Annotated in this window: 19 protein-coding genes; 9 read left to right on the top strand and 10 right to left on the bottom strand. The window is 71.6% G+C overall.

What is annotated here, in order from left to right; translation table 11 throughout:
• Positions 1-21 precede the first annotated feature (21 nt).
• Both AC0VY3_RS18120 and AC0VY3_RS18125 read right to left on the bottom strand, forming a co-directional pair.
• The gene (locus tag AC0VY3_RS18120) at positions 22-399 is read right to left on the bottom strand and encodes a GNAT family N-acetyltransferase (RefSeq protein WP_475550037.1); all 378 of its coding nucleotides are present in this window, start codon (positions 397-399) and stop codon (positions 22-24) included.
• A 29-nt stretch (positions 400-428) separates the two neighbouring features.
• Positions 429-737, bottom strand: coding sequence for a GNAT family N-acetyltransferase (locus AC0VY3_RS18125; protein ID WP_103512629.1), 309 nt, complete (start codon positions 735-737; stop codon positions 429-431).
• A gap of 224 nt (positions 738-961) precedes the next feature.
• Between AC0VY3_RS18125 and AC0VY3_RS18130 the strand changes: the two genes are divergently transcribed.
• Positions 962-4,717 carry a S8 family serine peptidase gene (locus AC0VY3_RS18130; protein ID WP_475550038.1) on the top strand — a complete coding sequence of 1,252 codons (3,756 nt, stop codon included), beginning with the start codon at positions 962-964 and terminating at the stop codon, positions 4,715-4,717.
• Positions 4,718-4,834: 117 nt separating this feature from the next.
• Positions 4,835-5,833 carry a helix-turn-helix transcriptional regulator gene (locus AC0VY3_RS18135; protein ID WP_475550039.1) on the top strand — a complete coding sequence of 333 codons (999 nt, stop codon included), beginning with the start codon at positions 4,835-4,837 and terminating at the stop codon, positions 5,831-5,833.
• A gap of 22 nt (positions 5,834-5,855) precedes the next feature.
• Here the strand turns inward: AC0VY3_RS18135 and AC0VY3_RS18140 are convergent, their stop codons facing one another.
• The 3 genes from AC0VY3_RS18140 to AC0VY3_RS18150 form a co-directional block, all read right to left on the bottom strand.
• Entirely contained in the window at positions 5,856-7,340 is a 1,485-nt protein-coding gene (locus tag AC0VY3_RS18140) for an FGGY-family carbohydrate kinase (RefSeq protein WP_475550040.1), read from the bottom strand.
• Positions 7,341-7,444: 104 nt separating this feature from the next.
• Positions 7,445-8,221 (bottom strand): DeoR/GlpR family DNA-binding transcription regulator, encoded by a 777-nt coding sequence (locus tag AC0VY3_RS18145; protein WP_103512625.1) that lies wholly within the window; start codon positions 8,219-8,221, stop codon positions 7,445-7,447.
• A 5-nt stretch (positions 8,222-8,226) separates the two neighbouring features.
• Positions 8,227-8,862: a histidine phosphatase family protein gene (locus AC0VY3_RS18150; protein WP_103512671.1), complete on the bottom strand. Its 636-nt coding sequence runs from the start codon at positions 8,860-8,862 to the stop codon at positions 8,227-8,229.
• Between the two features lie 195 nt (positions 8,863-9,057).
• Between AC0VY3_RS18150 and AC0VY3_RS18155 the strand changes: the two genes are divergently transcribed.
• From AC0VY3_RS18155 to AC0VY3_RS18175, 5 genes are all read left to right on the top strand, one after another.
• Positions 9,058-10,113, top strand: a complete 1,056-nt coding sequence (locus AC0VY3_RS18155) for a 2-hydroxyacid dehydrogenase (RefSeq protein ID WP_103512624.1) — start codon at positions 9,058-9,060, stop codon at positions 10,111-10,113.
• A 58-nt stretch (positions 10,114-10,171) separates the two neighbouring features.
• On the top strand, positions 10,172-11,644 hold the full coding sequence (locus AC0VY3_RS18160) for an FGGY-family carbohydrate kinase (protein ID WP_103512623.1): 1,473 nt from the start codon (positions 10,172-10,174) through the stop codon (positions 11,642-11,644).
• 154 nt (positions 11,645-11,798) lie between these two features.
• Positions 11,799-12,833 carry a substrate-binding domain-containing protein gene (locus AC0VY3_RS18165; RefSeq protein WP_475550041.1) on the top strand — a complete coding sequence of 345 codons (1,035 nt, stop codon included), beginning with the start codon at positions 11,799-11,801 and terminating at the stop codon, positions 12,831-12,833.
• 61 nt (positions 12,834-12,894) lie between these two features.
• Complete coding sequence (locus AC0VY3_RS18170; RefSeq protein WP_475550042.1) at positions 12,895-13,737, top strand: ATP-binding cassette domain-containing protein; 843 nt, start codon at positions 12,895-12,897, stop codon at positions 13,735-13,737.
• Between the two features lie 29 nt (positions 13,738-13,766).
• Complete coding sequence (locus AC0VY3_RS18175; protein ID WP_475550043.1) at positions 13,767-15,023, top strand: sugar ABC transporter permease; 1,257 nt, start codon at positions 13,767-13,769, stop codon at positions 15,021-15,023.
• 420 nt (positions 15,024-15,443) lie between these two features.
• Here the strand turns inward: AC0VY3_RS18175 and AC0VY3_RS18180 are convergent, their stop codons facing one another.
• The 4 genes from AC0VY3_RS18180 to AC0VY3_RS18195 form a co-directional block, all read right to left on the bottom strand.
• Complete coding sequence (locus AC0VY3_RS18180; RefSeq protein ID WP_181011109.1) at positions 15,444-15,710, bottom strand: hypothetical protein; 267 nt, start codon at positions 15,708-15,710, stop codon at positions 15,444-15,446.
• A 172-nt stretch (positions 15,711-15,882) separates the two neighbouring features.
• Positions 15,883-16,509 (bottom strand): class I SAM-dependent methyltransferase, encoded by a 627-nt coding sequence (locus AC0VY3_RS18185; protein ID WP_098024085.1) that lies wholly within the window; start codon positions 16,507-16,509, stop codon positions 15,883-15,885.
• A 53-nt stretch (positions 16,510-16,562) separates the two neighbouring features.
• Positions 16,563-17,138 carry a transcriptional regulator gene (locus AC0VY3_RS18190; RefSeq protein ID WP_103512620.1) on the bottom strand — a complete coding sequence of 192 codons (576 nt, stop codon included), beginning with the start codon at positions 17,136-17,138 and terminating at the stop codon, positions 16,563-16,565.
• A complete protein-coding gene (locus AC0VY3_RS18195) occupies positions 17,138-18,754 on the bottom strand; it encodes a helix-turn-helix domain-containing protein (RefSeq protein WP_475550044.1) in 1,617 nt (538 codons plus the stop codon). Before AC0VY3_RS18195 ends, AC0VY3_RS18190 begins: the two co-directional genes overlap by 1 nt.
• Before the next feature lie 202 nt (positions 18,755-18,956).
• Between AC0VY3_RS18195 and AC0VY3_RS18200 the strand changes: the two genes are divergently transcribed.
• Positions 18,957-21,539, top strand: coding sequence for a helicase associated domain-containing protein (locus tag AC0VY3_RS18200; protein WP_475551699.1), 2,583 nt, complete (start codon positions 18,957-18,959; stop codon positions 21,537-21,539).
• Positions 21,540-21,722: 183 nt separating this feature from the next.
• On the opposite strand, the gene AC0VY3_RS18205 is transcribed toward AC0VY3_RS18200, so the two are convergent.
• Positions 21,723-22,538 (bottom strand): class I SAM-dependent methyltransferase, encoded by an 816-nt coding sequence (locus AC0VY3_RS18205; protein ID WP_475550045.1) that lies wholly within the window; start codon positions 22,536-22,538, stop codon positions 21,723-21,725.
• A gap of 342 nt (positions 22,539-22,880) precedes the next feature.
• Between AC0VY3_RS18205 and AC0VY3_RS18210 the strand changes: the two genes are divergently transcribed.
• Entirely contained in the window at positions 22,881-23,504 is a 624-nt protein-coding gene (locus tag AC0VY3_RS18210) for a hypothetical protein (RefSeq protein ID WP_103508786.1), read from the top strand.
• Positions 23,505-23,992: the final 488 nt, after the last annotated feature.

Raw genomic sequence — 23,992 nt, forward strand, 5'->3', positions numbered from 1 at the left:
TGTCCGGTGATCCGGCGGGCGTCACAGCCCGAAGCGCGCGTGCTGTGCCTCCGGCACCAGGTCGGTGTACTCCGGGTGCTTGCGGAGCCAGCCGCGGATGAAGGGGCAGAAGGGAAGAACGGTGAGCTCCTGCTTCCTGGCCTCGTCGAGAACCGAGCGGGCCAGCGTGCCCCCGAGGCCTCGGCCCCCGAAGCGCGGGTCGATCTCCGTGTGAAGGAAGGCGATCTCGTCCCGGAATCGGTGATACTCGACGAATCCGGCCCGCTCATCGCCGTCGAAGATCTCGTAACGCGACTCATCGGGGTTGTCCGCAACGCGAGTTCCCATGGTTTCCTCCTCGGGATGACTGCCGAACCTCTGCCTCTCCGGCGAGGGGCAGAGACCTACCAGGAAAGCCAATCACCCATATAGTTGATGAGTCAACTGCTTCAGTCGCTGACCTTGCTGCGGGACTGGTACAGCAGGTCCTGGTAGTCGGGGTGCCGGGCGATCCAGCCCGCGAAGAAGGGGCAGGTGGCCAGCACCCGCAGGTTCGCCGCGCGCGCCTCGTCGAGGGCGGCCCGGGCCAGCGCGGACCCGACCCCTCTGCCCTCGTACGCAGGCTCGACCTCGGTGTGCACGAACGCGACGAGCTCCGCCGTACGGATGTACTGCGCGATGCCCGCCGGCTTGGACTCACCGTCGACGTACGCCTCATAGCGGTTCGCCCCGGGCACGTCGCTCACTTCGACCGCCATGTTTCCTCCTTGAATACCTGCTCACGACCGGCTCGACGGATACCCGTCGACCGTTACCTCACCTTAACCCCGGAAGGTTGATGCATCAACATAGGCCGGTTCGAGGCTGTCGCTCTTGCGACATGTCCCACCTGCGTCACGGGATTCGCATGACACCCCTTCGGCCATCAGCACATTCTGGCCCGGCACGCAGTTACGTCGATCAAGAGGAAAGGCTGCACCTGATGAGACGGTTGCGCCTGTTGGCGGCCATATCAGCTGGTCTCGCACTGGCCGCCGGCGCCGTGGTCCCCCTGCCCGCGAGTGCACAAGCGCCCCGGGGGACGGCCGTCGCGCCCCCCGCACCGGGCGACGCGGCGACGGTGCGGCTGATCACGGGCGACCGAGTGGCGCTCACCCGCGGCCCGGACGGCCGCCAGGCGGCGTCCGTGACACCGGGCCCCGGGCGGAAGGGCCTGCTCTTCCGGACCCTGGAGCAGGACGGTCACGTCACGGTCCTGCCGTCCGACGCCGACCCGCTGGTGGCGGCCGGGCAGCTGGACCGCGGCCTCTTCGACGTGACAGCGCTCCTCGCGCAGCAGTACGACACGGAGCACACCGAGGCCCTCCCGCTGATCGTGGAGCAGGCCGACGGAACGACGGCCTCGTCGCTGAACGAACTGACCGGTCTGGCCGAGCAGTCGTCCGTGCGCAGGCTCGACAGCATCGACGCACACGCGCTGCGCGTCGACAACGACGATCTCGGCCGGTTCTGGAAGACGTTGGTCTCCGCCGGCGGACAGCGTACGAAGGCCGCCGACGCGCCGCGCGTGTGGCTGGACGGCCGGGTGAGCGCGTCCCTCGATCGCAGCACGGCCCGGATCGGCGCCCCGGACGTGTGGTCGGCCGGGTATCGCGGCGACGGGGTCAAGGTGGCCGTCCTGGACACCGGAGCCGACCAGAACCATCCCGATCTGGCCGGCCGGGTGACGGCGGCCGAAGACTTCTCCGGCAGCAGCGGCACCGGAGACGTGTTCGGGCACGGCACCCACGTGGCGTCCGTCGTCGGCGGCAGTGGTGTCGCCTCGGGGTCCGGCAGCACCCGCCGGGGTGTGGCGCCCGGCGCCCGACTGCTGGTCGGCAAGGTGCTCGGAGACGACGGTTTCGGCAGTTCGTCGCAGGTCATCGCGGGCATGGAATGGGCGGTGGAGCAGGGCGCCGATATCGTCAACATGAGCCTCGGCTCGTCGGGCGCCAGCGACGGGACCGACCCGATGAGCCTGGCCCTCAACGACCTCAGCCGGCGCTCCGGCGTCCTGTTCGTCGTGGCGGCCGGCAACGACGGCGCGCAGGGCCCGCGGACGGTCGGCTCCCCCGGCGCGGCGGACGCGGCCCTGACGGTCGGCGCGGTGGACCGGGACGACTCGCTCGCCCCGTTCTCCAGCCGTGGTCCGCGCCCGGGTGACGAGGCGGTCAAGCCGGATGTGACGGCTCCCGGCGTGGGGATCGTGGCCGCGCGCGCGGCCGGGACCACCATGGGCACGCCGGTGGACGAGCACTACGTCGCCGCCTCCGGCACCTCCATGGCGACTCCTCATGTGGCGGGCGCGGCCGCGCTGCTGGCCCAGCGGCATCCACAGTGGACCGCCGCCCAGCTCAAGGACGCGCTGATCAGCTCCGCGGTGACCGTCGCCGATCAGAAGGTGACGGAGCAGGGCAGCGGACGGATCGACGCCCGCGCCGCCGTGCTCGGCGCTGTGAGCGCCACCGGAACCCTGGCCCTGGGGCCCTTCACGTCGGAGGCGACCGAACCCGGCCTCTCCCGGCTCCGCTACACCAACTCCTCCGGCCAGGGCGTCGGGCTGAGTCTGAGCGTCGAGCTGGCCACGGAAGCCGGCCGGAAGCCCGCTGCCGGATCGGTGCGTCTCGGCGCCGACTCCGTACAGATTCCGGCGAACTCGTCCGCCGAGGCCCTCCTGACCGTCGACCCGGCCCGCGTGGGGCAGGGCAAGTTCTACGGCTACGTCACCGCCACCGCCTCCGACGGCACGGTGCTCGCGCGGACCACGGTGAGCGTCCTCGTCCAGGGGCCCACCCACCGGATCACCCTGAAGACCATCGACAAGGACGGCAAGCGGGTCGGTGACCTGCCCACCATCTGGGGGGCCGACGGTTTCGTCGGGTATACCGACCCCGCTGCGGCGGCCACCGAGGTCGAGGAGGGTGTCTACCAGGTCAACACCAGTTGGCTGGACACGTCGCACGACGGCGAGGAGCTGCGCCACGCGGTGATCCCGGAGGTGAAGGTCACCAAGGACATGACCGTCACCCTGGACGCCCGGACCACCGTGCCGGTCGAGATCCGCACACCCCGGCCCGCCGAGCAGCGCGGCATCCTGAGCTACCAGACGTACCGGGAGATCGGAGGCCGGGGGCTGACGCAGGGCACGATGTACTTCGACAGCGCCAAGCGGCTCTACATCAGCCCGACCGCCCGGGTCACCGAGGGCACGTTCGAGTTCGCCTCCCGCTGGCAGCTCGTCGCCCCTCTCCTCACGGCGAAGGTGAAGGCGAAGAAGAAGCAGGCCGACCTGGGCGCCTACTACCTTCCGATGTCGCCTCTCCTTCCCGAGTCCGGCGAAACCCTGAGCGCGATCGACGCGGGTACCGCGGACAAGCCCGTCTTTACCAAGGCCCGCGGTCGGATCGCGGTCGTCGACAATGCCACGGGTGAGAACGAGAAGGATTTCGTCGAGCGTGCCGCCAAGGCCGGCGCCCGAGCGGTGCTGGTCGTCCACTTCGAAGACAACAGCTGGACCCGCTGGCAGCCGATGGGCGAGCGCTGGGCCGTGCCCACGATACGGATCGGCGCGTCGGAGGGGGCCGAACTCCTGGCCCGCATCGCCCGCGGCTCGACCTCGGTGAAACTCTCCGGCACCGCCCGCAGCCCCTACCTCTACGACGTGATGCAGGTGGCGCGGCAGCAGGTGCCGCGGAAGGTGGTGCACACGGTGTCCGCGTCCAACAGCGCGGTTGTTCCCACCACGTACGCGGACAACGGTGTCAGCGGCTGGGCCAGTGAGCAGCGCTTCGGCTGGCGGCCCTACCAGGAGACGGCCTGGAACCAGTACACACGGTTCGTTCCTCTGGGGTTCGCCCGCACCGAGTACGTGAGCGCCGACGACACCGTATGGCAGCACCGGGTGCACCACACGACGACCTTCTTCGTGGATGAGCCGCTCGTCCACGGCATGCTCGACCAGCCGCGCACCTTCCGGGCCGGCCACCGGCCCGCGGAGACCTGGCAGGGCGCGATCGTGCGGCCCTCCATTCCGGTCGGCACCTCCACCCCGACCGTGCGCGAGGGAGACCTGCTGCGCCTGAGAATTCCGGAGTTCACCGACTCGCAGCCCGGACACTGGTCGCGCAGAAGTGCCGGGGACGGTCTCGGCGAGGCCCCGCAGGGCGATCTCGCGAGCGCGGTCCTGTACCGCGACGGCGAGAAGGTGGCCGGGGTGAGCAGCGCCTGGCAGGACATCAGCGTTCCGGACGCACCCGCCCGCTACCGGCTGGATCTGTCGACGGCGCGCGACTCGGAGGACTGGAAGGCGGGTGTGTCGACCGATACGTCCTGGTCGTTCCGTTCGGGCCACAGCAAGGAGACCACGCCGCTCCCCCTGCTCCAGCTGGACTACGACGTACCGGTCGACGCCCGCAATGTGGTGGACGGTGGACGGTCGCACCGCATCGATGTGAAGGTCCGCGCACAGAAGGGCCTCGCCGCTCCGCGTGGCGTCATGGTCCGCGTCGAGGCGTCGTACGACGACGGACGGACCTGGACCACCGCGCGCACCAAGGCTCACGGCGAACTCGGCTTCCGGGCCGGGCTCACGACACCGGCACAGCACCGGACATGGGTCACGCTCCGCGTCACGGCGAGCGACAGCGCGGGCAACACCGTGCGGCAGACGGTGCAACGCGCCTACGCCGTACACCGGTAGCCCCGGCACGGGATGTACGGGGGTGTGCGAGCGGCGTCGTACACCCCCGGTCCCGCCGTCCAGCCATGTAGTACGCTATTCAACAATATGACCCAGGTCTCGGGGAGGGCATGCGTCATGCTGGAGATTGCGGGACTCTCCCCCGACGAGGAGTCCGTCTACGGGCTCCTCGTCGCATCCGGCCGGGCAAGCGCGTCCGATCTCGCGGAGCGCGCGGGGCTGACGGCGGATCGCACCGGAGAAGTCCTCCGGGCGCTCACCGCGAAGGGACTCGCCAGCCCGACCGACGGCACCCCGCACCTCTACATGGCAGCCGCCCCGGACGCGGCCCTGCTGCCGCGGATCAGGCACAGCGCCGACGCCCTGGACATCGCCCGGCGCGAGGCCGCGCGGCTGATGGACTCCTACCGCGAGACCATGCGTCGCCGCGATGCCGGCCAGCTCCTCGAGGTCGTCACCGGCGCGGAGGCGCTGCGTCACTGCCTGCGGCAGCTTCAGAAGGGCGCGCAGGACGAGATGCTCTGGTTCTGCAAGGCGCAGTACGTGGCCATGCCCTCGGGAAGCAACGGGGACGAGTTCGACGCGCTGGCCCGCGGCGTCCGCTACCGGGTGCTGTACGAGAAGGCGTTCTTCGACGACGAGGACGCGGTGAGCAACGTGATGGCGGGCGTGCAGGCCGGTGAGGTCGCTCGTGCCGTCCCGCAACTGCCGCTGCGCCTGGCGATCGTGGATCGCGCCGTCGCGGTGTTCCCACTCGTCAGCGGCGGACCGCACGGCAGCCCGGAGGAGCCCACGACGGCGCTGGTCAGGGACAGCAATCTCCTGGCGGCCCTCATCGCGCTCTTCGAGCGTTACTGGGAGGACGCGGTACCGCTCGACATCGACGACACGGGCCGGCCGGCCGATGACGGCACCCGATCGCCCGACGTCCTTTCCCCCTCGGACCGCCGGCTGCTGTCCTTGCTGGTGGCGGGGGTCAGTGACAAGACGATCGCCTCGCAGATGCAGCTGAGCCGTCGTACCGTCCAGCGCCGGATCCAGAGTCTGATGGAACGCTCCGACGCCGCGACCCGCATGCAGCTCGCCTGGCACGCGGCGCGCCACGGATGGCTGTAGACGGCGCCGGGCGGCGGCCGCGTCAGTCGTCGGTGAGCCAGCCGCGCTCGCGCAGTGCCTCGACGAAGCGGGCGTGAGCGTCCTCCAGCGCGGGGCGTTCCGCCGGCACCGGCTCGACGAGCGCTCCCGTACGCACCATGGCGGCGGCGCTCGCCGTGAGGTCTTCGTGGAGCGTGCCGGTCGCGGCGAGGAGTGCGGCGCCGAACGCCGTCTCCGCGCGCTCGACGACCCGGACCGGGCGGTTCACAACGGTGGCGCGGATCGCCGTCCACACCGCGCTGCGGCTGCCTCCGCCGGCCGCGTACAGGGGGCCGAGCACCGGGACGCCGAGACGCTCGATCCGGTCCAGGGCCAGGCGTTCCACGAACGCCACTCCTTCGAGTGCGGCGCGGTGGGCGTCCGTCTCGTCGCGGGGGCGGCCCCGTTCGAAGCCGCGCGCCGCACCGGAGACGAAGGGGAACCGTTCACCCTCGCGGCACAGCGGGTAGCGCACGTACGAAGCCGGGCCCCGGGCCGCCGCCGCGGCGTCCAGCGCGGGCAGGCGGCCCGGAGCGGTTCGGGCCAGGCACTCGCCTCCGGTGTTGGACGCCCCGCCCGGAAGCCACCAGCCGTCGGGGTGGCGATGACTGTAGAACGCCCCCGTCGGATCACGCACCAGGTCCGCCGAGACCCCCTTGAGGACGTACGTGGTGCCGAGCACGCCCACGAACCGGCCCGGCTCGACCGCCCCGGTGGCGATCTGGCCCGCACATCCGTCCGTCATTCCGAGGCGTACGGAGCACCCTTCGGGCAGGCCCGTGGCCTCGGCCGCCTCCGGGCCGACGACTCCGGCCTCGGTGCCGGGGGCGCGTACGGCGGGGAGCAGGGCGAGCGGGAAGTCGAGGGCGTCGAAGACCTCGTGCGCCCACTCCGAACCGCGGGCGTCGTAGCCGGACTTGAGCGCGTGGCTCCAGTCCGTGGCGACCGGGTGGCCCGTCAGCTCGCGCCCGATGATGTCGGGTGTGTGCAGGACCTGGTGCAGACCGGAGCCGTAGGTACGGCGGCACCAGACGGCTCGGCCGAGCGCCGCGGTGGGGCCCACGGACAGGCCGAGCGCGTTCCAGCGGGCGCTGCCCGTCCGCTGGGCCTCGGCGTTGAGGGCGGCGGCTCGCCGGTCGTCGTACATGAGGGCCGGGCCGATCGGTTCGCCGTCGGCCCCGGTGGGCACGATGGTGCCGGATGTGGCGGACACGGCCACAGCGATCACCTCGCGGCCGCCCCGGGGCAGCGCGGCCGTGGTGCGGCGCAGTGCCGACCGTACGGCGGGCCACCACGAACGGGCGTCCTGCTCGCTCGTTCCCGTACTCGTCCCCGTGGACGTGCGTACGGGGACCGGCAGATCGGCCCGGGCTTCGGCGAGCACCTGCCCCTGTCCGTCGACGCCCAGTACGCGGACGGACGCGGTCGCCACATCGATGCCGATCACGGCCGGAGCGTGGGTGCTGGTGCTGCGGGAGTCACTGCTCATGGCTGAAAGCGTCCTTCCCCGACGGGACCAATCTCGTCCGTCCACCATCCGCGTGGGTGATCCTGTGTGAAATTAACATGCCTGCCATCACCGGGAGGGCGGCTTCACGGTGCGACGGTCGCCACCGTCACCTGCGTGCGTTCGCGGAGTTTGCCGAGCAGTTCGGCGTCCACGCCGTCGTCCACGACCAGGTGGTCCAGGTCGGCGACGGGCCCCACGCGGTGCAGCGCGGTCCGGGCGAGCTTGGTGTGGTCCATGAGCATCACCTTCGTCGCCGCCGACGTCAGCATCGCCCGTTTGACCAGCACCACGTCCTGCTCCTGGTGGTAGGCGGTCCTGGCGTCGAGAGCGGAGGTGGAGACGGCGACGAGGTCGACCGAGAGCGCCTCCACCGCCTCGACGCAGGGCATCCCGAGGAAGGAATCGTGCGTGCGCGAATACTCGCCGCCCAGGGCGATCAGGCGGATGCCTTCACGGTCGGTGAAGACGTCGAGCACCCGGCGGGCGTTGGTGACCACGGTGAGCGGCGCGAGGTCGACCAGCAGACCGGCCATGACCAGCACCGTGGTGGAGTCGTCGAGCATCACCGACATGCCGGGCTCGACCAGTTGGGCGGCGGCGCGCGCGACGGCGTTCTTCTCCGCCGTGTTGACGCCGAGCCGGTAGTCGAGGCTCGACTCGAACACCGTCGAGGGCAGGGCCGACGCGCCGCCGCGGAAGCGTCGCAGCACCCCTTGGCGCGCGAGGTCGTCGAGGTCGCGGTGGACGGTCATCAGGCTGACGCCCGTGAGCTGCGCGAGGGCGGCGCCGGTGACCGTGCCCTGTTCCACGACATGCTCGGCGATGAGCCGTCGGCGTTCTTCGGCGGATCTCTTGGTCATGGGGGTCAGTCTCCCGCAGGGCTCGGGCCGGGCGCGGTGGTGGGGACGTTGAGCGAGCGCAGCGCCGTGTCCGTGCCGTGGATCTCGATCTCCGTGACCGCCCCGTTGTCCAGACGCGGGAAGATCCGCCGGTAGCGCCCGAGGGGCAGGCCGAGGAGCTCGCACAGGGCGATGCGCAGCAGGGTGTTGTGGGCGACGACGAGCACCCTGTCGCCCTGGTGACGGTGTGCGAGGTCGCGGAGGACTCCGGTCGCCCGTGCTGCTGCCCGGGCGACGGGCTCGGAGCCGGGGAAGGCGCCGGAGTCGGCGTCCTCGCGGAAGCGCCGTACGGCTTCGGGGTCCTCCTCGGCCATCTCCTGGATGGTCCGGCCCTCACCCCAGCCGAAGTCCACCTCCCGCAGCCCCTCCTGGACGTCGACCGTCAGGCCCAGCGCCGCCGCCGCGGGGGCCGCTGTCCGGCGGGCGCGGCCGAGCGGGGAGCAGGCGATCGCGTCCACGCCGTTGCGGGCGGCCCAGGAACCGAGGTCGGCGGCCTGGGCCGCGCCTCTGGGCGTCAGGGCGATGTCGGTGACGCCGGCGTACCGGTTCTCCGCGTGCCACTCGGTCTCGCCGTGCCGTACGAGCAGGAGACGAGAGGTCATCGAGACCGCCCTTTCGAGATCGAGGCCGTGGCCCGTACACGCCGAGTGCGCCGGGCGCATTGCCCGCTCACGCGGCCGCTGTTAAATTTAACAGACTTTACACAGCCCAGGACCGGCCTGTCGCGGCCCGGATCACGCTCCGACCTGCTCGCCAACGTCTCCCACCGGCTCTCCTCGCAGAAGGAATCCGACGTCATGCGCATCCTCGCCGCAGGCGACCACTTCGTCCGTCCCGCGTTGATTCGCGCGGCAGTGATTCAGGAGCTGTCCCGCACGGGCGGAGAGCCGCCGGAGTTCGCGGAGCTGACCCTCCCCTGGCCCCATGAGCCCTTCGGTCCGGTCGCCGAGGTCCACGAGGCGAGCGGCACGGAGGACGAGCTCGTCGAGGCGCTGGCCGGGGCGTCCGTCTGTGTGACGCAGATGGCCCCGTTCACCGAGCGGGTGTTCGCCGCGTCGCCCGCGTTGCGTCTGGTCGCCGTCTCGCGGGGCGGACCGGTGAATGTGGACCTGGCCGCCGCCACCCGCCGCGGAGTCCGGGTCAGCTTCGCCCCCGGCCGTAACGCCCCTGCGGCCGCGGAGTTCGCCGTGGGGCTGATGCTCGCGGCGATGCGGCGTATCGGCACGGCCGACGCGGAGCTCAAGCGGGGCGTGTGGCGGGGCGATCTGTACGCGTACGAGGAGAGCGGCGGCGAGCTCGGCGGGGCCACGGTCGGGCTCGTGGGGTACGGCGCCATCGGCCGCATCGTGGCCCGGGTGATGCGCGCCTTCGGCGCCCGGGTACTCGCGGCCGACCCGTACGCCGATCGTGCCGCGGTCGAGGCGGACGGGGTCGAACTCGTCGAGCTGGACGCTCTCCTGAGCCGGAGTTCGGTGGTGAGCCTGCATGCCCGTCTGACCGAGGAGACCCAGCATCTGCTCGACGCCCGCCGTCTCGGGCTGCTGCCGCACGGCGCGGTCCTGGTGAACTCCGCCCGCGGTGGACTGCTCGACCACGCGCCGTTGCCGGAGCTGCTGCGCAGCGGCAGTCTGGGGGCGCTCGCCCTCGATGTGTACGACATCGAGCCCATCCCCGCCGACTGGGCGCTGCGGGACGTACCGAACGTGATCACCACGCCCCATCTGGCGGGCGCCACCCGGCAGACGGCCCACCGCGCGGCGGACATCACCGCCGCCGAGGTCGGCCGCTTCCTGCGGGGGGAGAAGCTGGCACACCTCGCCAACCGGGACGTCCTGGCGGCCGGCCGGCCCTGACCGCCGCCGCCATCGACGCCGCCCGGCAGCCCATCGGCCCGCACAGGAGGTACCAGGCGTGAGCACGATCATCGGCGTGGACATCGGTACGTCGGTCACCAAGGCCGTGGCGTTCGACGGGACCGGCGACGGCCTGGCCTCCGCGAGCCGGCGCTCGCATGTGGAGATGTTGTCGGGCGGGCGGGTGGAGCAGGATCTCGACGAGGTCGTGGCCGGTGTCGTCGATGTCGTTCGCGAGGTCGCCGCCGCGATCGGCCGTACGCCGGACGCCGTGGCGCTCACCGGGCAGGGTGACGGTCTGTGGCTGCGGGACGCCGAGGGCCGTGCGGTGCGGCCCGCCATCTCCTGGATGGACGCGCGGGCCTCGGATCTGGTGACCCGGTGGCTGGCGGACGGCACGATCGCCGCCGCCCACGCGCACACCGGCTCCGGCATGTTCCCCGGGTGCCACGGCCCGCTGCTGAACTGGCTCCAGGAGCACGAGCCGGACGCGCTGGACCGGGCCGCCGTCGCGGGGTACTGCGTGGACGCGGTCGCCCAGCGTCTGACCGGCCGGGTGTGTCTCGACGCCTCCGACGCGACGCTGCCGTTCCTCGACCCGCGTACCCGTCGCTACGCACCTCAGGCGCTGGCCGCGTGCGGTGTCGAGGGGCGGGCGGGGCTGCTGCCCTCTCCCGCCGCTCCCGGGACGGTGCTCGGGCTGGACGGGCCTGGCGCGGGGCTGCTGGGGCTGCCCGAGGGCCTGCCGGTGGTGGCGGGGCCGTACGATCTGCCGGCCTGCGCGATCGGCAGCGGCGTGCGCGAGGTCGGGGACGGGGTTCTCATCCTCGGCACGACCCTCGCCAGCCAGGTGCTGACCGACCGCGTCGACCTCGATCCGCTCGCCGAGCCCGCCGGCATGTGGCTGTGCACGCCCGACCCGGGCCGGTGGCTGCGTGCCATGCCCGCCATGGTGGGGACGGCGGCGCTGGAGTGGGTGCTGGCCCTCGTCGGCGCGACCACGGCCGACGTCGACGCGCTGCTCACCGACAGCCCGCCCGGCGCCCGGGGCGTCCGCGCCTTCCCCTTCCTGTCCGAGGCGGGCGAACGGGCCCCGTTCGTCGAGCCGTCGGCGCAGGGCAGGCTCGACGGGCTCAGCCTGGCGACCGGCCGGGCGGACGCGGTGCGGGCCGTCTGCGAGGCCATCGGGTACGCGGCCCGGCACTGCCTGGACGCGGCGGGGCTGAGCGGCACGCTCGCGCTGTGCGGCGGCGGCACGCGATCGGTCATGTGGGCCCGGCTGATCGCCGACGTCCTCGGCCGTCCCGTCCGCATTCCGCTGGAGGAGCAGGTCGGGGCGCTCGGTGTGGTGTCCGTCGCCAGGGCCTCGCTCTCCCCCGGGTACGAGGCGCCGCCCGGGCGCCATCAGGTGGTCGAGCCGCGCGCGGACGTACGGGCGCTGTACGAGGACGGATACGAGCGGTACCGCGCCGAGTTGGCGACGGCCCGGACCATGTGGGGAGCCCCCGCGCGGGTACCCGTACGCCGTTGAAGAACCCAACCGCCCTGTTGTTTATGACACGCCCATTGACACTACTAAAATTTCCGCTGTTAATTTGACGCGAAGGAGGGCTCTCCGCCTCAGGACAGAGGAGATTCCAGTGAAGCAACGCTCTGTCAGATCTCTCGCAGCAGCCTTATCCGCGATGGCGGTGATCGCCTCCGCCGCTGCCTGTACGACAAAAGCGCCGAGCGGTTCGGACGGCAGGTCGTCGGAGAACGCGAAGATCGCCTTTCTGATGCCCGATATCGCCTCCACCCGCTACGAGTTGTACGACGCGCCGCTCTTCAAGGCCAAGGTGAGAGATCTCTGCGGCGGGTGCGAGGTGCTGTACCAGAACGCGGGCGGCGATGCCGCGAAGCAACAGCAGCAGGCCGACTCCGCTCTCGCGCAGGGCGCCGATGTCATCGTGATCGATCCGGTGGACTCCGCAGCGGCGGCGAGCACCGTCCGTACGGCACAGGGGCGAGGGGTTCCCGTCATCGCGTACGACCGGCCGATCCCGGCGGTCAAGGCGGACTACTACGTCTCCTTCGACAACGAGAAGATCGGCGCCATGATCGGCGCGTCCCTGGTGGAGCACCTTCGGGCCACGAAGGCCGAGGGCGGTCTCCTCCAGGTCAACGGGTCACCGACCGACGCGGCGGCGGGCCTGATCAAGAAGGGCATCCACAGCGCGGTCGATTCCAGCGGATTCGATCTGCTCGCCGAGTACGACACCCCGGCCTGGGAACCGGGCAAGGCGCAGAGCTGGGTCAGCGGCCAGATCAGCAAGTTCCCGGGGAAGATCGCCGGTGTGGCGGCCGCCAACGACGGAACGGGCGGCGGTTCCATCGCCGCGTTCAAGGCGGCCGGGGCGACCGTGCCGCCGGTGACGGGGAACGACGCCGAACTCGCCGCCGCGCAGCGGATCGTCAAGGGCGATCAGTACAACACCATCTCCAAGCCCATCAAGACCGTCGCGGAAGCTGCGGCGACCGCGGCCCACGCCTTCGCCCAGGGGAAGAAGCCCCGGGGTGACACGACGCTCTTCGGCACCCCCTCCGAACTCTTCACCCCGACCGTGGTCACCCGGAAGAACATCGCGGAGGTTCTGGTGGGCGACGGGAAGCCGCTGAAGACCGCCGAGGTGTGCACGGCGACGTACGCGGCCGCCTGCGCCGAGGCGGGTGTCACGTAGTCGCGGGAACGGACGACTCCGCGCCACTCCCTCTTCCCCGCCCGCCTCGGAAGGTCGGTCGATGTCTGCTGAGTCCTTTCCGTCGCCGCGACAGGCGTCCGGAGGGCCGCTGCTCTCGCTGCGCGGGATCAGCAAGTCCTTCGGTGCGGTCGCCGCGCTCACCGATGTGGCCCTCGACGTCGCCGCGGGCGAGGTCGTCGCGCTGGTGGGCGACAACGGCGCGGGGAAGTCCACCCTGGTCAAGGTCCTCTCCGGGGTGCACCAGCCGGACACCGGTACCGTCGGCTTCGGCGGCGAGATCGTTTCCGTCCCCTCCCCCGCGACCGCACAGCAGCTCGGCATCGCGACCGTGTTCCAGGACCTCGCCCTGTGCGAGAACCTGAACGTGGTGGAAAACCTCTTCCTCGGAAGGGAGTTGCGCGGTCTGCGGCTGGACGAGGTGACCATGGAGGTCCGCTCCCGCGCCCTGCTCGGGGAGCTGTCGGCGAAGATCCCCTCCGTGCGCGTACCGGTCGCCGCCCTGTCCGGCGGACAGCGGCAGACGGTGGCCATCGCGCGGACCCTGCTGGGCGACCCCAAGGTGATCATCCTCGACGAGCCGACGGCCGCGCTGGGTGTGGCGCAGACCGCGGAGGTGCTCAACCTGATCGAGCGTCTGAAGGAGCGCGGCCTGGGCGTCATCATGGTCAGCCACAACATGGCCGATGTGCGGGCCGTCGCCGACACCGTGGCCGTCCTGCGGCTCGGCCGCAACAACGGCGTCTTCGACGCGGCCGAGGCGACGGCCTCGGACCTGGTGGCGGCCATCACCGGGGCCACGGACAACGTGGTCAGCCGCCGCGCCGGCCGGGACCGGAGCGCGAGCGGCGGAACGGAAGCCTCGGGCAAGGGGGAAGCGTCATGACGGAACCGGCCGCGGGCGAAGGAGACGTCGTGACGGAACCGGCCGCGGTCACGAGCCCGGAGCTTTCCCGGGGCGGGCCGCAAAAGCCGACGAACCGGTCCGGCGGGGTGCGCGACCGGTGGCGGGCGGTCTCCGCCCGGCTGCGCGGCGGCGACCTCGGTCTCCTGCCCGTTCTCGCCGGGCTCGTCGTGATCTGGGTCGTGATGCAGATCCTCAACCCGATCTTCCTGTCGAGCCCGAACCTCACGAACCTCGCCCTCGAAAGCGTGCCGGTCGGAATCATCGCCCTGGGGGTCGTCTGCGTCCTCCTCGTCGGGCAGATCGACCTGTCGGTCGGCTCGGTCAGCGGACTGAGCGCCGCCGTCCTGGCGGTCCTCTTCGTGGACCGGGGTCTGCCGGCCTGGCTCGCCGTGGCCGCATCGCTGGCCCTGGCGGGTCTGATCGGCTGGTTCTACGCCCAGGTCCACAACCGGATCGGCGTGCCCAGTTTCGTCATCACGCTGGGCGGTCTTCTCGGCTTCCTCGGCGTGCAGTTGTGGATACTCGGGCCCAAGGGGTCGATCAACCTCCCTTTCGATTCGGGCCTGGTGACCTTCGCCCAACTCCATTTCCTGCCGCCCTGGCTGGCGTACACGATGGTCGTCGTGGGAGCGGCGGTGCTGTACGCGACCGGTGCGGCCCGTGCCGGGGAGCGCCGGCGGGCGGGTCTCGCCGCCGCCTCGCGGCGTCTGCTCGTCGGGCGGAGCCTGGCGTTGCTGGCCGGTCTCGGCACAGCGGTCTGGTATCTCAACCGGGACCGGGGGGTTGGCTGGATGTTCGTGTTCTTCCTCGCCCTGGTGCTGGCGCTGCACTACGTCCTGTCCTGTACCTCGTTCGGCAAGTCGATGTACGCGGTCGGCGGCAACATGGAGGCCGCCCGGCGTGCGGGCGTGAACGTGAAGGCCGTCCTCACCACCGCGTTCGTGCTGTGCACGACGCTCGCGTGCGTCGGCGGGGTGCTTTCCGCCTCGCGGCTCGCGGCGGCCAACCAGAGCAGCGGCGGCGGTGACGTCAACCTCAACGCCATCGCGGCGGCCGTCATCGGCGGGACCAGTCTGTTCGGCGGCCGGGGCACGGCGTTCGCCGCGCTGCTCGGCGTTCTCGTGATCCAGTCGATCTCCAGTGGGCTCACCCTGCTGAATCTCGACTCCGCCTACCGCTTCATGGTCACCGGCGGGGTACTGCTGCTGGCGGTGTCGTTGGATGCCGTGGCCCGGCGTTCGCGGTTCTCGCACGGCAGGGCCTGAGGTACCGCTCGCATCCGGTGGCCCCGCTCACCCCAGGATCTCGATCCCGGAGGAACCATGCGAAGCCGCGCACTCGCTCACAGCGCCGCCCTGTTCCTGTCCACCGTCCTCGCGTCGGCCCTCCTGGCGGCGGGCGGGGGCCTGGCCCATGCCCGTACTCCGGACACACCGGCCACGCCGTCCACCGGGCGGAGCGGGCACACCGGCGCTGTGCCGCCGCGCCCGTCTTCGCCGCCCGCTTCCATTGACGACGGGGCCTGGCGGTCCGGGCATCTCCAGGGCGCGGCCGTCGACCGCCGCAGGGGCCACATGTACTTCTCCTGCACCGATCTACTTTCGAGCGGCCTCTGCATACTTCAGGAATCCGGGACGCACACCTCTTCAACACGTCCCGTGCGGGCGGGACTTCACCCGCCCGAATCACTCCTGAGCGGGGCCCATTTTGCGTAAACGGTCATTGAAGGCCGGTGCCGTCATGACGGCCGCCGTCGCCGTGACGATGGGCATGACCGGCCCGGCGTCGGGGAAGACCGACGGCCCGGGCGCGGCGGCCCCGGCCACCTCCAAGGCCTCGGCGACGGCCATGTAGTGCCGTGTGACGCACGGCAGTTGATCGCCGACGGCGTTCTGGACCGGCGGCTGTTCGACATCACCGCGCTCGCCGGGCCGGAGAGCCGAAGGGCTCATCGGGCCGGTCTCAAGGTGATCGTCGGTTACCGGGGAGCCGCGGACGCCCTCACGTACGGAAGGGTCGTCCTCGACGAGGAGGACGCGTGGCGTGGAGGAGACTCCGAGGTCGTGAGGAGGAGACCGCGATGGGAGGAACCGCGACGAGGTGTGCGGCGGACGGGCCGTGTGCTCACGCGGTGGGGCGGGAGTGCACACTCACGGCGTAGCCGCAGCCGTGCTCGTAGGGGTCGCCGCTCCAGGTCGCGTAGCGCTGCCGCAGCGTCAGTCCGGCCCGGGCGCACCAGTCGTCGAACTCGGTGATGGTCATGGGCGGTTCCGGCAGCGGCAGATGTGCCGCGTCCAGTCCCATGCCCGTGACCAGCAGTCCGCCTGGGCGCAGTGCGGTCGCCAGGTGCCCGACGACGGCCGGTCCGGTGCCGGGGGCCAGCAGGGGGATGACGTTCCCGGCGGCGAGCGCCAGGTCGAAGCCCGGTTCCAGGCCGAGTGCGTCCAGCCTGGACAGGTCGCCGAGAAGCCACTCCTGGGTGGGGGCCTCGCGGCGTGCGACGGCGAGCATCGAGGAGTCGACGTCCACGCCGGTGCAGTGGTGGCCCAGTTCGGCGAGCCGGATCGCGATCCGGCCGGTGCCGCAGCCGGCGTCGAGCACCCGGGCGGCAGGCTCCAGCAGCGTGTCGCAGAAGGTGGCCTCGCCATGGATGTCGTGGCCCGATGCGGCGAGCCGGGCGAACCGCCGGGCGTATTCCTCCCCGGCCTCTCCACCGGTCAGTTCCGCCCAACGGTCGCGTTGCCCAGTCATGTTTCCTTCTGCCTTCCGGTCAGGCTCCGCCGGTTCGTGTGCGATGGGCCTGATCAGGCGGCCCAGCCGATGGAGGAGACGTTGCTGTACCCGTCGTAGTCGGAGCCCAGGTCCTCGATGATCCGGTCCCAGATGGCGTCGAGTTCCTGGGCGTCGTCGTCGAGCCAGGCGTCGACGGCCCGGTCCCAGACACCGCGGACGTTGATGCTGCGGCCGGCCAGATCGCGGCGGTACTTGCGCTCCACCTCGGACTGGTCGACGGGGTTGATCTCGACGCGGGTGCCGCGGCCGTTGTTGTTGAGCCGGTGCTTGAGGTCGGCGGCGACGTTTCGGCGGCGCAGATCCCAGTAGGCGGCGTCCAGACGGGTGCGGTTGGCCCGGTTGGGAGTGCGCTCCTCGGCGAGCCAGGCGATGAGGGTTCGGGGGGAGACATGGATGCCGGCCCGGTCCATGGCCGCGTAGCCGGCGTCGGTAATGGTGAGATAGCGCAGGCGGGCGGCGAGGCCGCGCTCGGTGTCGACCGGTGATGCGATGCCGGTGACCATGTTCTCGATCGCGATACCGAGGGCGTCGGCGCCGGGAACGCCGTTGGCGTTGTACTGGCCGAGGTTCATCCAGCGGCCTGCCATCAGCGGGTCACCGTGCCGATCGTGTACTCACCGGATGCCTTGCCCTCGCCGTACTTGATCTTCATCTGGGCCACGCCCCGGCCCTCGGGGAAGACCTGCCGCCAGTCGCCGGTGACGTGGAGCTCGTCGGTGCCCGTCATGGCGACGACGTCGAGGCCTGCCTGGTGGGCCTTGTAGGCCTTGCCCCAGAGGTTGGCGTACGCCTGGGAGTGGATGATGTGCATCCAGTCCGGCCGGACCATCTCCCGGTTGTGGATCGACTCCCCCATCGTCGAGATGAACTTGCTGTACATCGCCTTGACGTACTCCAGCGTCAGGAAGTCGTCCTCGGCGATGGCTTCCTCGCGGGCGGCCCCGAGGGTCTTGCGCAGGGCGTCGAGGAAGTTCTCCGTGGCACCGGACGTCCACGACTCGTGGATGACGGGCGCCTCGGTGAGACCGTACTTGGGGCCGGAGAGGCGTTGCAGCAGGCGCAGGGTGGCGTTGGTGACCCAGAGAGCACCGGGTTCGTCGCGGTCGCCGATCGGGTCCGGCAGATGCGGGTGGGGCCACGGGGCGGGGGTGATCAGGTGGACACCGGAGCGTTTGGGTTCGACGCCGTCGGTGCCGGTGCTGTGGTCCAGCTTCCCGATGGGGAGCCAGCACTTCAGCGCGGACAGATAGGCGGCGTTGACGTCGAGCGCGGTGACCCGGATGTCGCCGGGGGCCTTGAGGGAGTAGTCGGGGTGGTGGAAGCGGGGGCGGGCTTCCCAGATCTGGTCAGGGTCCTTCTTCGAGGGCTTCTTCAGGATGTCCGGCAGGGCGGGGTAGGCGGTGTAGTCGTAGCGGGCGGTGGCCCGGGTCTCGTTGAACAGGTGCATCACGTCCGGGATCGCCCGCTTGATCAGAGCCTTGAGCGCGGCTTCCTCGTCCCCTCCGGAGCGCTCGGCCTCTTCCTGGACGGCACGGCCGATGAGCGAGGTCGTCTCGGCCTGGGCGCGGGCGGCGGACCTGGCCCGGCGCTGCGGGCGGGTCGGGACCGGCATCGGGGTGGGTGAGGCGGCTGCCGGGGCGGGGACGGTTGTTGCTGGAGTTGCGGCGGGGGTGGGCACGGTCGCGTTCGAGGGGGCCGCGGGTACGCAGAAGGCGCCGGCGTGCAACGGGTGGCCGTCGGTGGACCGGAAGGTGGTGGTGACTCCGCAGCGGACACAGGGGCCCGGCTCGCCCTCGACGGCGAGCCCGTCCGGGCCGCGCAGCGTGTCGTGGCTGGTGAACGCGGGCACCGGCACGGTTGGTTCGGGGTCGGCGACGGCAGCAGACGCCAGGGTGGGAGTGGGTTCGGACGCGGGCCCGGGAGCAGGCGCGGGGGCCTGGACGGGTGCGGACGCCGGGGCAGCCGGGTAGATCTCGACGAGGCCCTTCAACAGGCGCAGGTAGGAAAGGCGTGCGGGCGGCTGCGGATCGGAGACGCCGGTCTCCCAGTTGGCAACGGTGGAACGTCCGACGCCGACCGCCGACGCGACCTGGGCGCGGGACAGACCGGCCGCTTCACGCAGCCGCTGCCGCTCGACCGGCGGCGGAATGGCGGCCGTCAGGCGGGCCTCTTCGAGGAGCGCTTCGACACTGTTCTCACTCACCGCCCCACCGTACAACAATTGGACATCATCTGCACGTACATTGGACGCGTGTTGGACGCGAGGTCTGAGGCGATTCTCCGGACGGAGATGCGCGGCCGGAGCACCGGAGCCTCGCTATTGTCTGATGTCCGGGCTCGTCGGATCCGTCGAATCCCTCGAATCCGTCGAATCCGTCGGACACGGGGAGTCAGGAGTGGTGAGTGTGCAGGGGATCAGCCTTCGCCCGCATCAGGCGGAGGCCGTCGATGCCGTTGTCGAGGGCCTTTCCCCCACCGCGTCGCCCGCGGACGTTTGGATGGCCGCTCGGGGCCGACGCGGGCAGGTCCGGATGGCGACCGGCACGGGCAAGACCATCATGGCGGCGGTGGCAGCCCGGCGGTTGGTCCCGCGCGGCCTGGTCGGTGTCCTGGTGCCGACGCTGGACCTGCTGACGCAGACGGTCGAGTCCTGGCGTGCCGTGGGGCACGACGGCCCGGCGGTCGCGGTGTGCGGTCTGGGTTCCGACCCGCTGCTCGAAGCTCTCGATGTCCGGTGCACGACGAACCCCACGCAGTTGGCGCTGTGGGCCGGCAGCGGGCCGATGCTGGTGTTCGCAACGTACGCGAGCCTGTCGCCCCAGGGGCTGGAGGACGACCAGGGCGACCGGGGCGGCCAGGACGAGGCCGGCGCGGCCCCGGGTGTGCTGGAGCGTGCCCTGCTCGGCTCGTACGGACAGCGCATGGGCGCCTTCGACCTCCTGGTCGTCGACGAGGCCCACCGGACCTCCGGCGATCCCGGGAAGGCGTGGGCGGCCGTCCACGACCAGAAGCGGATCCCCGCCGCGCGACGGCTGTACATGACGGCCACCCCACGCCTGTGGGAGGCGTCTCCGGGCGCCGGCACCGCGACGGACGTGCCCGGCGGCGGGCTGGTGGCGTCGATGGACGACGAAGAGCTCTACGGCCCGGTGCTGTACGAGTTCGGGCTGATGGAGAGTGTCGAGCGCGGGGTCCTGGCGCGGTTCGAGATCGACGTACTGGAGATCCGCGACCCCGCACCGCCCGGGCCGGACGCGTCCTCGGAGGAACGACGGGGTCGACGGCTCGCCGCGCTGCAGGCGGCGCTGCTGAAGCATGCGGACACCACGGGGATGCGGTCGTTCATGACGTTCCACTCCCGCACCCTGGACGCCATGGCCTTCGCCCGCGGCCTCCCGGAGACCGCCGCCGAACTCCACGCGGTGGACCCGGTCGCGTATCCGAAGCGGATCGGCGCGGACTGGCTGTGCGGTGAGCACCCGGCCGCGCACCGCCGTGCCGTGCTGGGCCGGTTCGCGGACGGGCTGGATGCGGAGGGCTGGGTGACCGACCTGAGCTTCCTGAGCAGTTGCCGGGTGCTCGGTGAGGGGGTCGACATCCGGGGCGGACGCGGGGTGGCCGGGGTCGTCTTCGCCGATACCCGCAGCTCCCCCGTCGAGATCGTGCAGATCACCGGCCGGGGCCTGCGCCAGGAACCCGGCCAGGGGAAGGTGTCCCGGCTGGTGGTCCCGGTGTTCCTCCGCCCCGGCGAGGACCCGGACCGGATGATGGCCTCGCCGAGCTACCGCCCTCTGGTCGCCGTGCTGCAGGGGCTCCGGGCCCATGACGAACGGCTCGTCGAGCGCATGGCCCTGCGCACCACCACCGCCCGGGGCAAGGCCCTGCCCGTGGTCGGCCTCGACCCGGTCCAGGAGGACGACACCGACGACGACGCGGTGTCAGGCACCCCGGACGCGGGCCCGGCCGGCAACGCGGACGCGCGTACGAGGGTGAGTGCGAGCAGCGACGCGGGGGTGCCCCTGCTCCGGTTCTCCCAGCCCCATGACCCCGGCGTCATCGCCGCGTTCCTGCGTACCCGCGTCCTGCAGCCGGACTCCGAGGTCTGGCTCACCGGCTACGACGCCCTGTACGCCTGGGCCCAGGAGCACGGAAACGCCCGCGTTCCCGTGGGCACCGTCGTCCCCCTCGACGGCGGCGAGGGCGCCCTTCCGCTCGGTTCCTGGGTCAGCGAGCAGAGGAGGGCGTTCCGGCTCGGGACCCTCAAGCCGTGGCGGGCCGAACTTCTCGACGGACTCGGCATGATCTGGTCCGTCGCGGACGCCGCCTTCTGGAAGAAGCTCGCGGCCGCCCGCGCCTACCACGCGAAGCACGCCACGCTAGCCGCTCCGAAGGACGCCGTGACGGACGGTGTGGCGGTCGGCCAGTGGCTCGCCAACCTCCGCAGGCCCGGCGGCCTCGGCGGGAACGAGGAGCGGGCGGCACACCGTCGTCAAGCCCTGGCGGCGATCGACCCGGACTGGAATCCGCGGTGGCCGGTCGACTGGCAGCGGCACTACGCCGCCGCCCGCCTGCTGCTCACCGAGGAGCACGCCCCCAGCGCGATCCTGCCCGGCGTCACCGTCCACGGACTCGACGTCGGGTCCTGGGCCCACCGACAGCGCGAACCGTCCGTCTGGCAGGCCCTGATGCCCGAGCAGCGCGAACGCCTGGAACGGCTCGGCCTGCGCCCGCCGGCCGAACCGGAGCGGCCCGCGGCCGGGAGGACGGGGTCCTTCGAGCGCGGCGTACGGGCTCTCGCCCAGTACACCGCCCGCGAAGGTCACCACCGTGTCCCGCGCGCCCACACCGAGGAGATCACGGTGGAGGACGAACCCGGCCCGGTGAAGGTGCGGCTGGGGGTGTGGATGTCCAACACCAGGAGCCGCCGGGACAGGCTCGCCGAGGAACAGCGCGCCGCGCTCTCGGAACTCGGCGTGCCGTGGACGTGACGGAGTAAGCGTCAGCGGGACCCGCATGCCGGACCGGCGCCGCTCCCCGTCGGTCGTCCGGCCCGCCGCCACCAGCGCCTGGCCCGCGACCACGGCCGGCCGTCCCGGGAGGCGTCTCGCTCTCCGTCTCGACCCGCTCACCCGGACCGGAGCCTGTCGGGCGCGGGGACGACGGCGTGGTCGTCAGGCCGGCCGGTGTCCCCAGGCCGTCAGCATGCCGGCCGACAGCGCGGCGCACGCGGTGCTCTCGAGGTGGTGCACCGCCTCGTCGACAGCCGCGTCGTCGACCAGGCCGGTGGCGAGCATCGCTTCTCTGCTGCGCTGCCAGGTGTCGGCCCAGAAGCGGCTGATGGGGCTGCCGGGCAGCAGCGGTGGTACGTGGATCTCGGCGGCGACGGGTTCGAGCCCGGCCCCGCGCAGAAGGTGCGGATACGACGGGACCTGGGAGACGTCGGTCCCGATGGTGGTCCGAAGTCCTTGCCACATCGCCCGCATCGCCGTGGCGTACGGGGTCGTCGGCGGCCGGTCGCTCGTGAGGTCGACCGCGTCGCTGAGCACCAGGACGCCGCCGGGCACGAGGAGTTCGGCCAGCTTGCCGATCAGGCGGTCCCGCTCCGGCAGGTGCATCAGCACGAAGCGGGCGTGGATGAGGTCGAAGCGGCCGGGGGCGAAGCCGGGGGCGGTGATGTCGGCCTCCAGCACCTCCAGGCCGGGTGCGGGGCGCGCGTTCAGGAACCGTACGTCGCGGTCGACGGCGAGCACGCTTCCCACCCCGGCCTCGCCCAGCAGCCGGTGGGACACGGTGCCCGTCCCGGCGCCGATGTCGAGACAGTGCCATCCCGGACCGGCTCCGAGCGCCAGTAGCCGGGCCATGGTCAGGTCGTCGTAGGCGAGAGCCCCGAAGTCGATGCGCTCTGCCTCGCCCGCCCGATCGGGGCGGAAGTACGCCTCGCCGTAACGGCCGCCGCCCGGCGTGCCCTCGGGCGGAGGGGCGGTCACGCCGCCACCGTCACGACGCCGGATCGGGGCCGCCTGTTCGGGTGCTTCGGATGGCTCGGGCGCGGTCCTGGGCCGCCGGCCGAAGGGATCGGTGGTTCGTCGAGCTGTTTCATGGCCGGGGCCTCTCCACGCGGCAGAACGGTACGGGGGCGGTCCTGGGCCGCCCCCGGCCATCCTGCATCGGCGGTCGTCCGCGCGGCCGAGGCTCGCCGCGACTCGTTTCCGGGCACCCCCGGTAGCCGGACCCGGAGAGGTTCTTCGTACGATCGGGCGCCCCCGAAAACGACGGATGCAGCGCCCGACGGGCGGTCAGGTCACCGCGATGAGCCGCAACGAGGTGGAGTGTTGATCAACGGATACGAAGAGGGCCCGCTGGTCGCCGGGGAGCCGTTGCTGGCTCGACCGGGCTTCTGGTCGAACCACCTCATGGCGATGGGCGGTGCCGGGGCAGGGGCCGAGCGTGCTGTTCCGGAGTGGTTCGGCGACGACGGCGCGGATACGGATGCCCTCACCGAGATCCTGTTCGATCCCGAGCGCTGGCCGGTGTTCCGGGTACCGGCCGCGGACGGCACCGGAGTCGTGGTGGTCTACCGCAACCTGGTGGGCGACTACGGCATCGATTACCTCCTCACCCACCCGGACCGGACCCGCGCGCGGCGGATCACCGGCGGGGACGGAGGGTTCTCGGGGACCGGACTGCCCTGGCACGAGCTGGTCCGCATCGCCGACAGCCCCGACCCCGAGGCCGACGGTGCCCAGGACCCCGCCGCCCGTCTCCTGCTCCTCCTCCCCCTTCTCGACGAACTGGACGCGCCGCGGACAGCACCGGCAAGGCTCAGCGCCGCTCTGATCGCGGCGGGCGCCCCGCACGAGACCGCCCCGGGCACGGCGGAGAGCCTGCTCACGCACCTGATGGGCAGACCTCGGCACGACTCCACATGGGCATCGCCACTGAGCGGTTCCTAGCGAGCGAGCCTGAGCTGCCGGCGACGGCCCGGACGGCTGAATGAGCTTCAGGTTCCCTTCATCCAGGGCTGTTAGAGTGCAGCCCTGCGGCGGCCATTCACCGAGCCGCTTTGGCGCTTCGCTCGGACGAGCGGAATCCACGGGACAGGGAGCGTAGGAATGCGCTGCAAGGAGATGCTGGCCTTCTGCGCCGGTATCGCCGTGCTCCTGATCGTATCCGCGTTCGCTTTCGGTGCCCCTGCCCCGACTCCGGGGGCCGTCGACACGGCGGCTCATTCTCAGGCCGTTTCCGTATTCGATGCGTCGGGGCAGAGCACTCCGCTGGAGGGCCTGGACGGTGACGTCACGCTCCAGCACCGCCACAAGGCGGGGAACACGATGGTGTCGCCCACCGTTCAGGCGGCCGTTCCCCTCACCTCGCCGGATCTTCACGACTGCGCGGCGGGCGTGGCCCGGCAGCATGCTTCGCACTCCGAGTCGCGCGGCCC

This window comes from Streptomyces sp. iso_384 (genome assembly GCF_056172905.1).

Excerpts from the sequence above, each read along its gene's own strand:
- AC0VY3_RS18125 (WP_103512629.1), bottom strand. The coding sequence starts at position 737 with ATGGCGGTCGAAGTGAGCGACGTGCCCGGGGCGAACCGCTATGAGGCG.
- AC0VY3_RS18130 (WP_475550038.1), top strand. The coding sequence starts at position 962 with ATGAGACGGTTGCGCCTGTTGGCGGCCATATCAGCTGGTCTCGCACTG.
- AC0VY3_RS18135 (WP_475550039.1), top strand. The coding sequence starts at position 4,835 with ATGCTGGAGATTGCGGGACTCTCCCCCGACGAGGAGTCCGTCTACGGG.
- AC0VY3_RS18140 (WP_475550040.1), bottom strand. The coding sequence starts at position 7,340 with ATGAGCAGTGACTCCCGCAGCACCAGCACCCACGCTCCGGCCGTGATC.
- AC0VY3_RS18145 (WP_103512625.1), bottom strand. The coding sequence starts at position 8,221 with ATGACCAAGAGATCCGCCGAAGAACGCCGACGGCTCATCGCCGAGCAT.
- AC0VY3_RS18150 (WP_103512671.1), bottom strand. The coding sequence starts at position 8,862 with ATGACCTCTCGTCTCCTGCTCGTACGGCACGGCGAGACCGAGTGGCAC.
- AC0VY3_RS18155 (WP_103512624.1), top strand. The coding sequence starts at position 9,058 with ATGCGCATCCTCGCCGCAGGCGACCACTTCGTCCGTCCCGCGTTGATT.
- AC0VY3_RS18165 (WP_475550041.1), top strand. The coding sequence starts at position 11,799 with ATGGCGGTGATCGCCTCCGCCGCTGCCTGTACGACAAAAGCGCCGAGC.
- AC0VY3_RS18170 (WP_475550042.1), top strand. The coding sequence starts at position 12,895 with ATGTCTGCTGAGTCCTTTCCGTCGCCGCGACAGGCGTCCGGAGGGCCG.
- AC0VY3_RS18180 (WP_181011109.1), bottom strand. The coding sequence starts at position 15,710 with ATGAGCCCTTCGGCTCTCCGGCCCGGCGAGCGCGGTGATGTCGAACAG.
- AC0VY3_RS18185 (WP_098024085.1), bottom strand. The coding sequence starts at position 16,509 with ATGACTGGGCAACGCGACCGTTGGGCGGAACTGACCGGTGGAGAGGCC.
- AC0VY3_RS18190 (WP_103512620.1), bottom strand. The coding sequence starts at position 17,138 with ATGGCAGGCCGCTGGATGAACCTCGGCCAGTACAACGCCAACGGCGTT.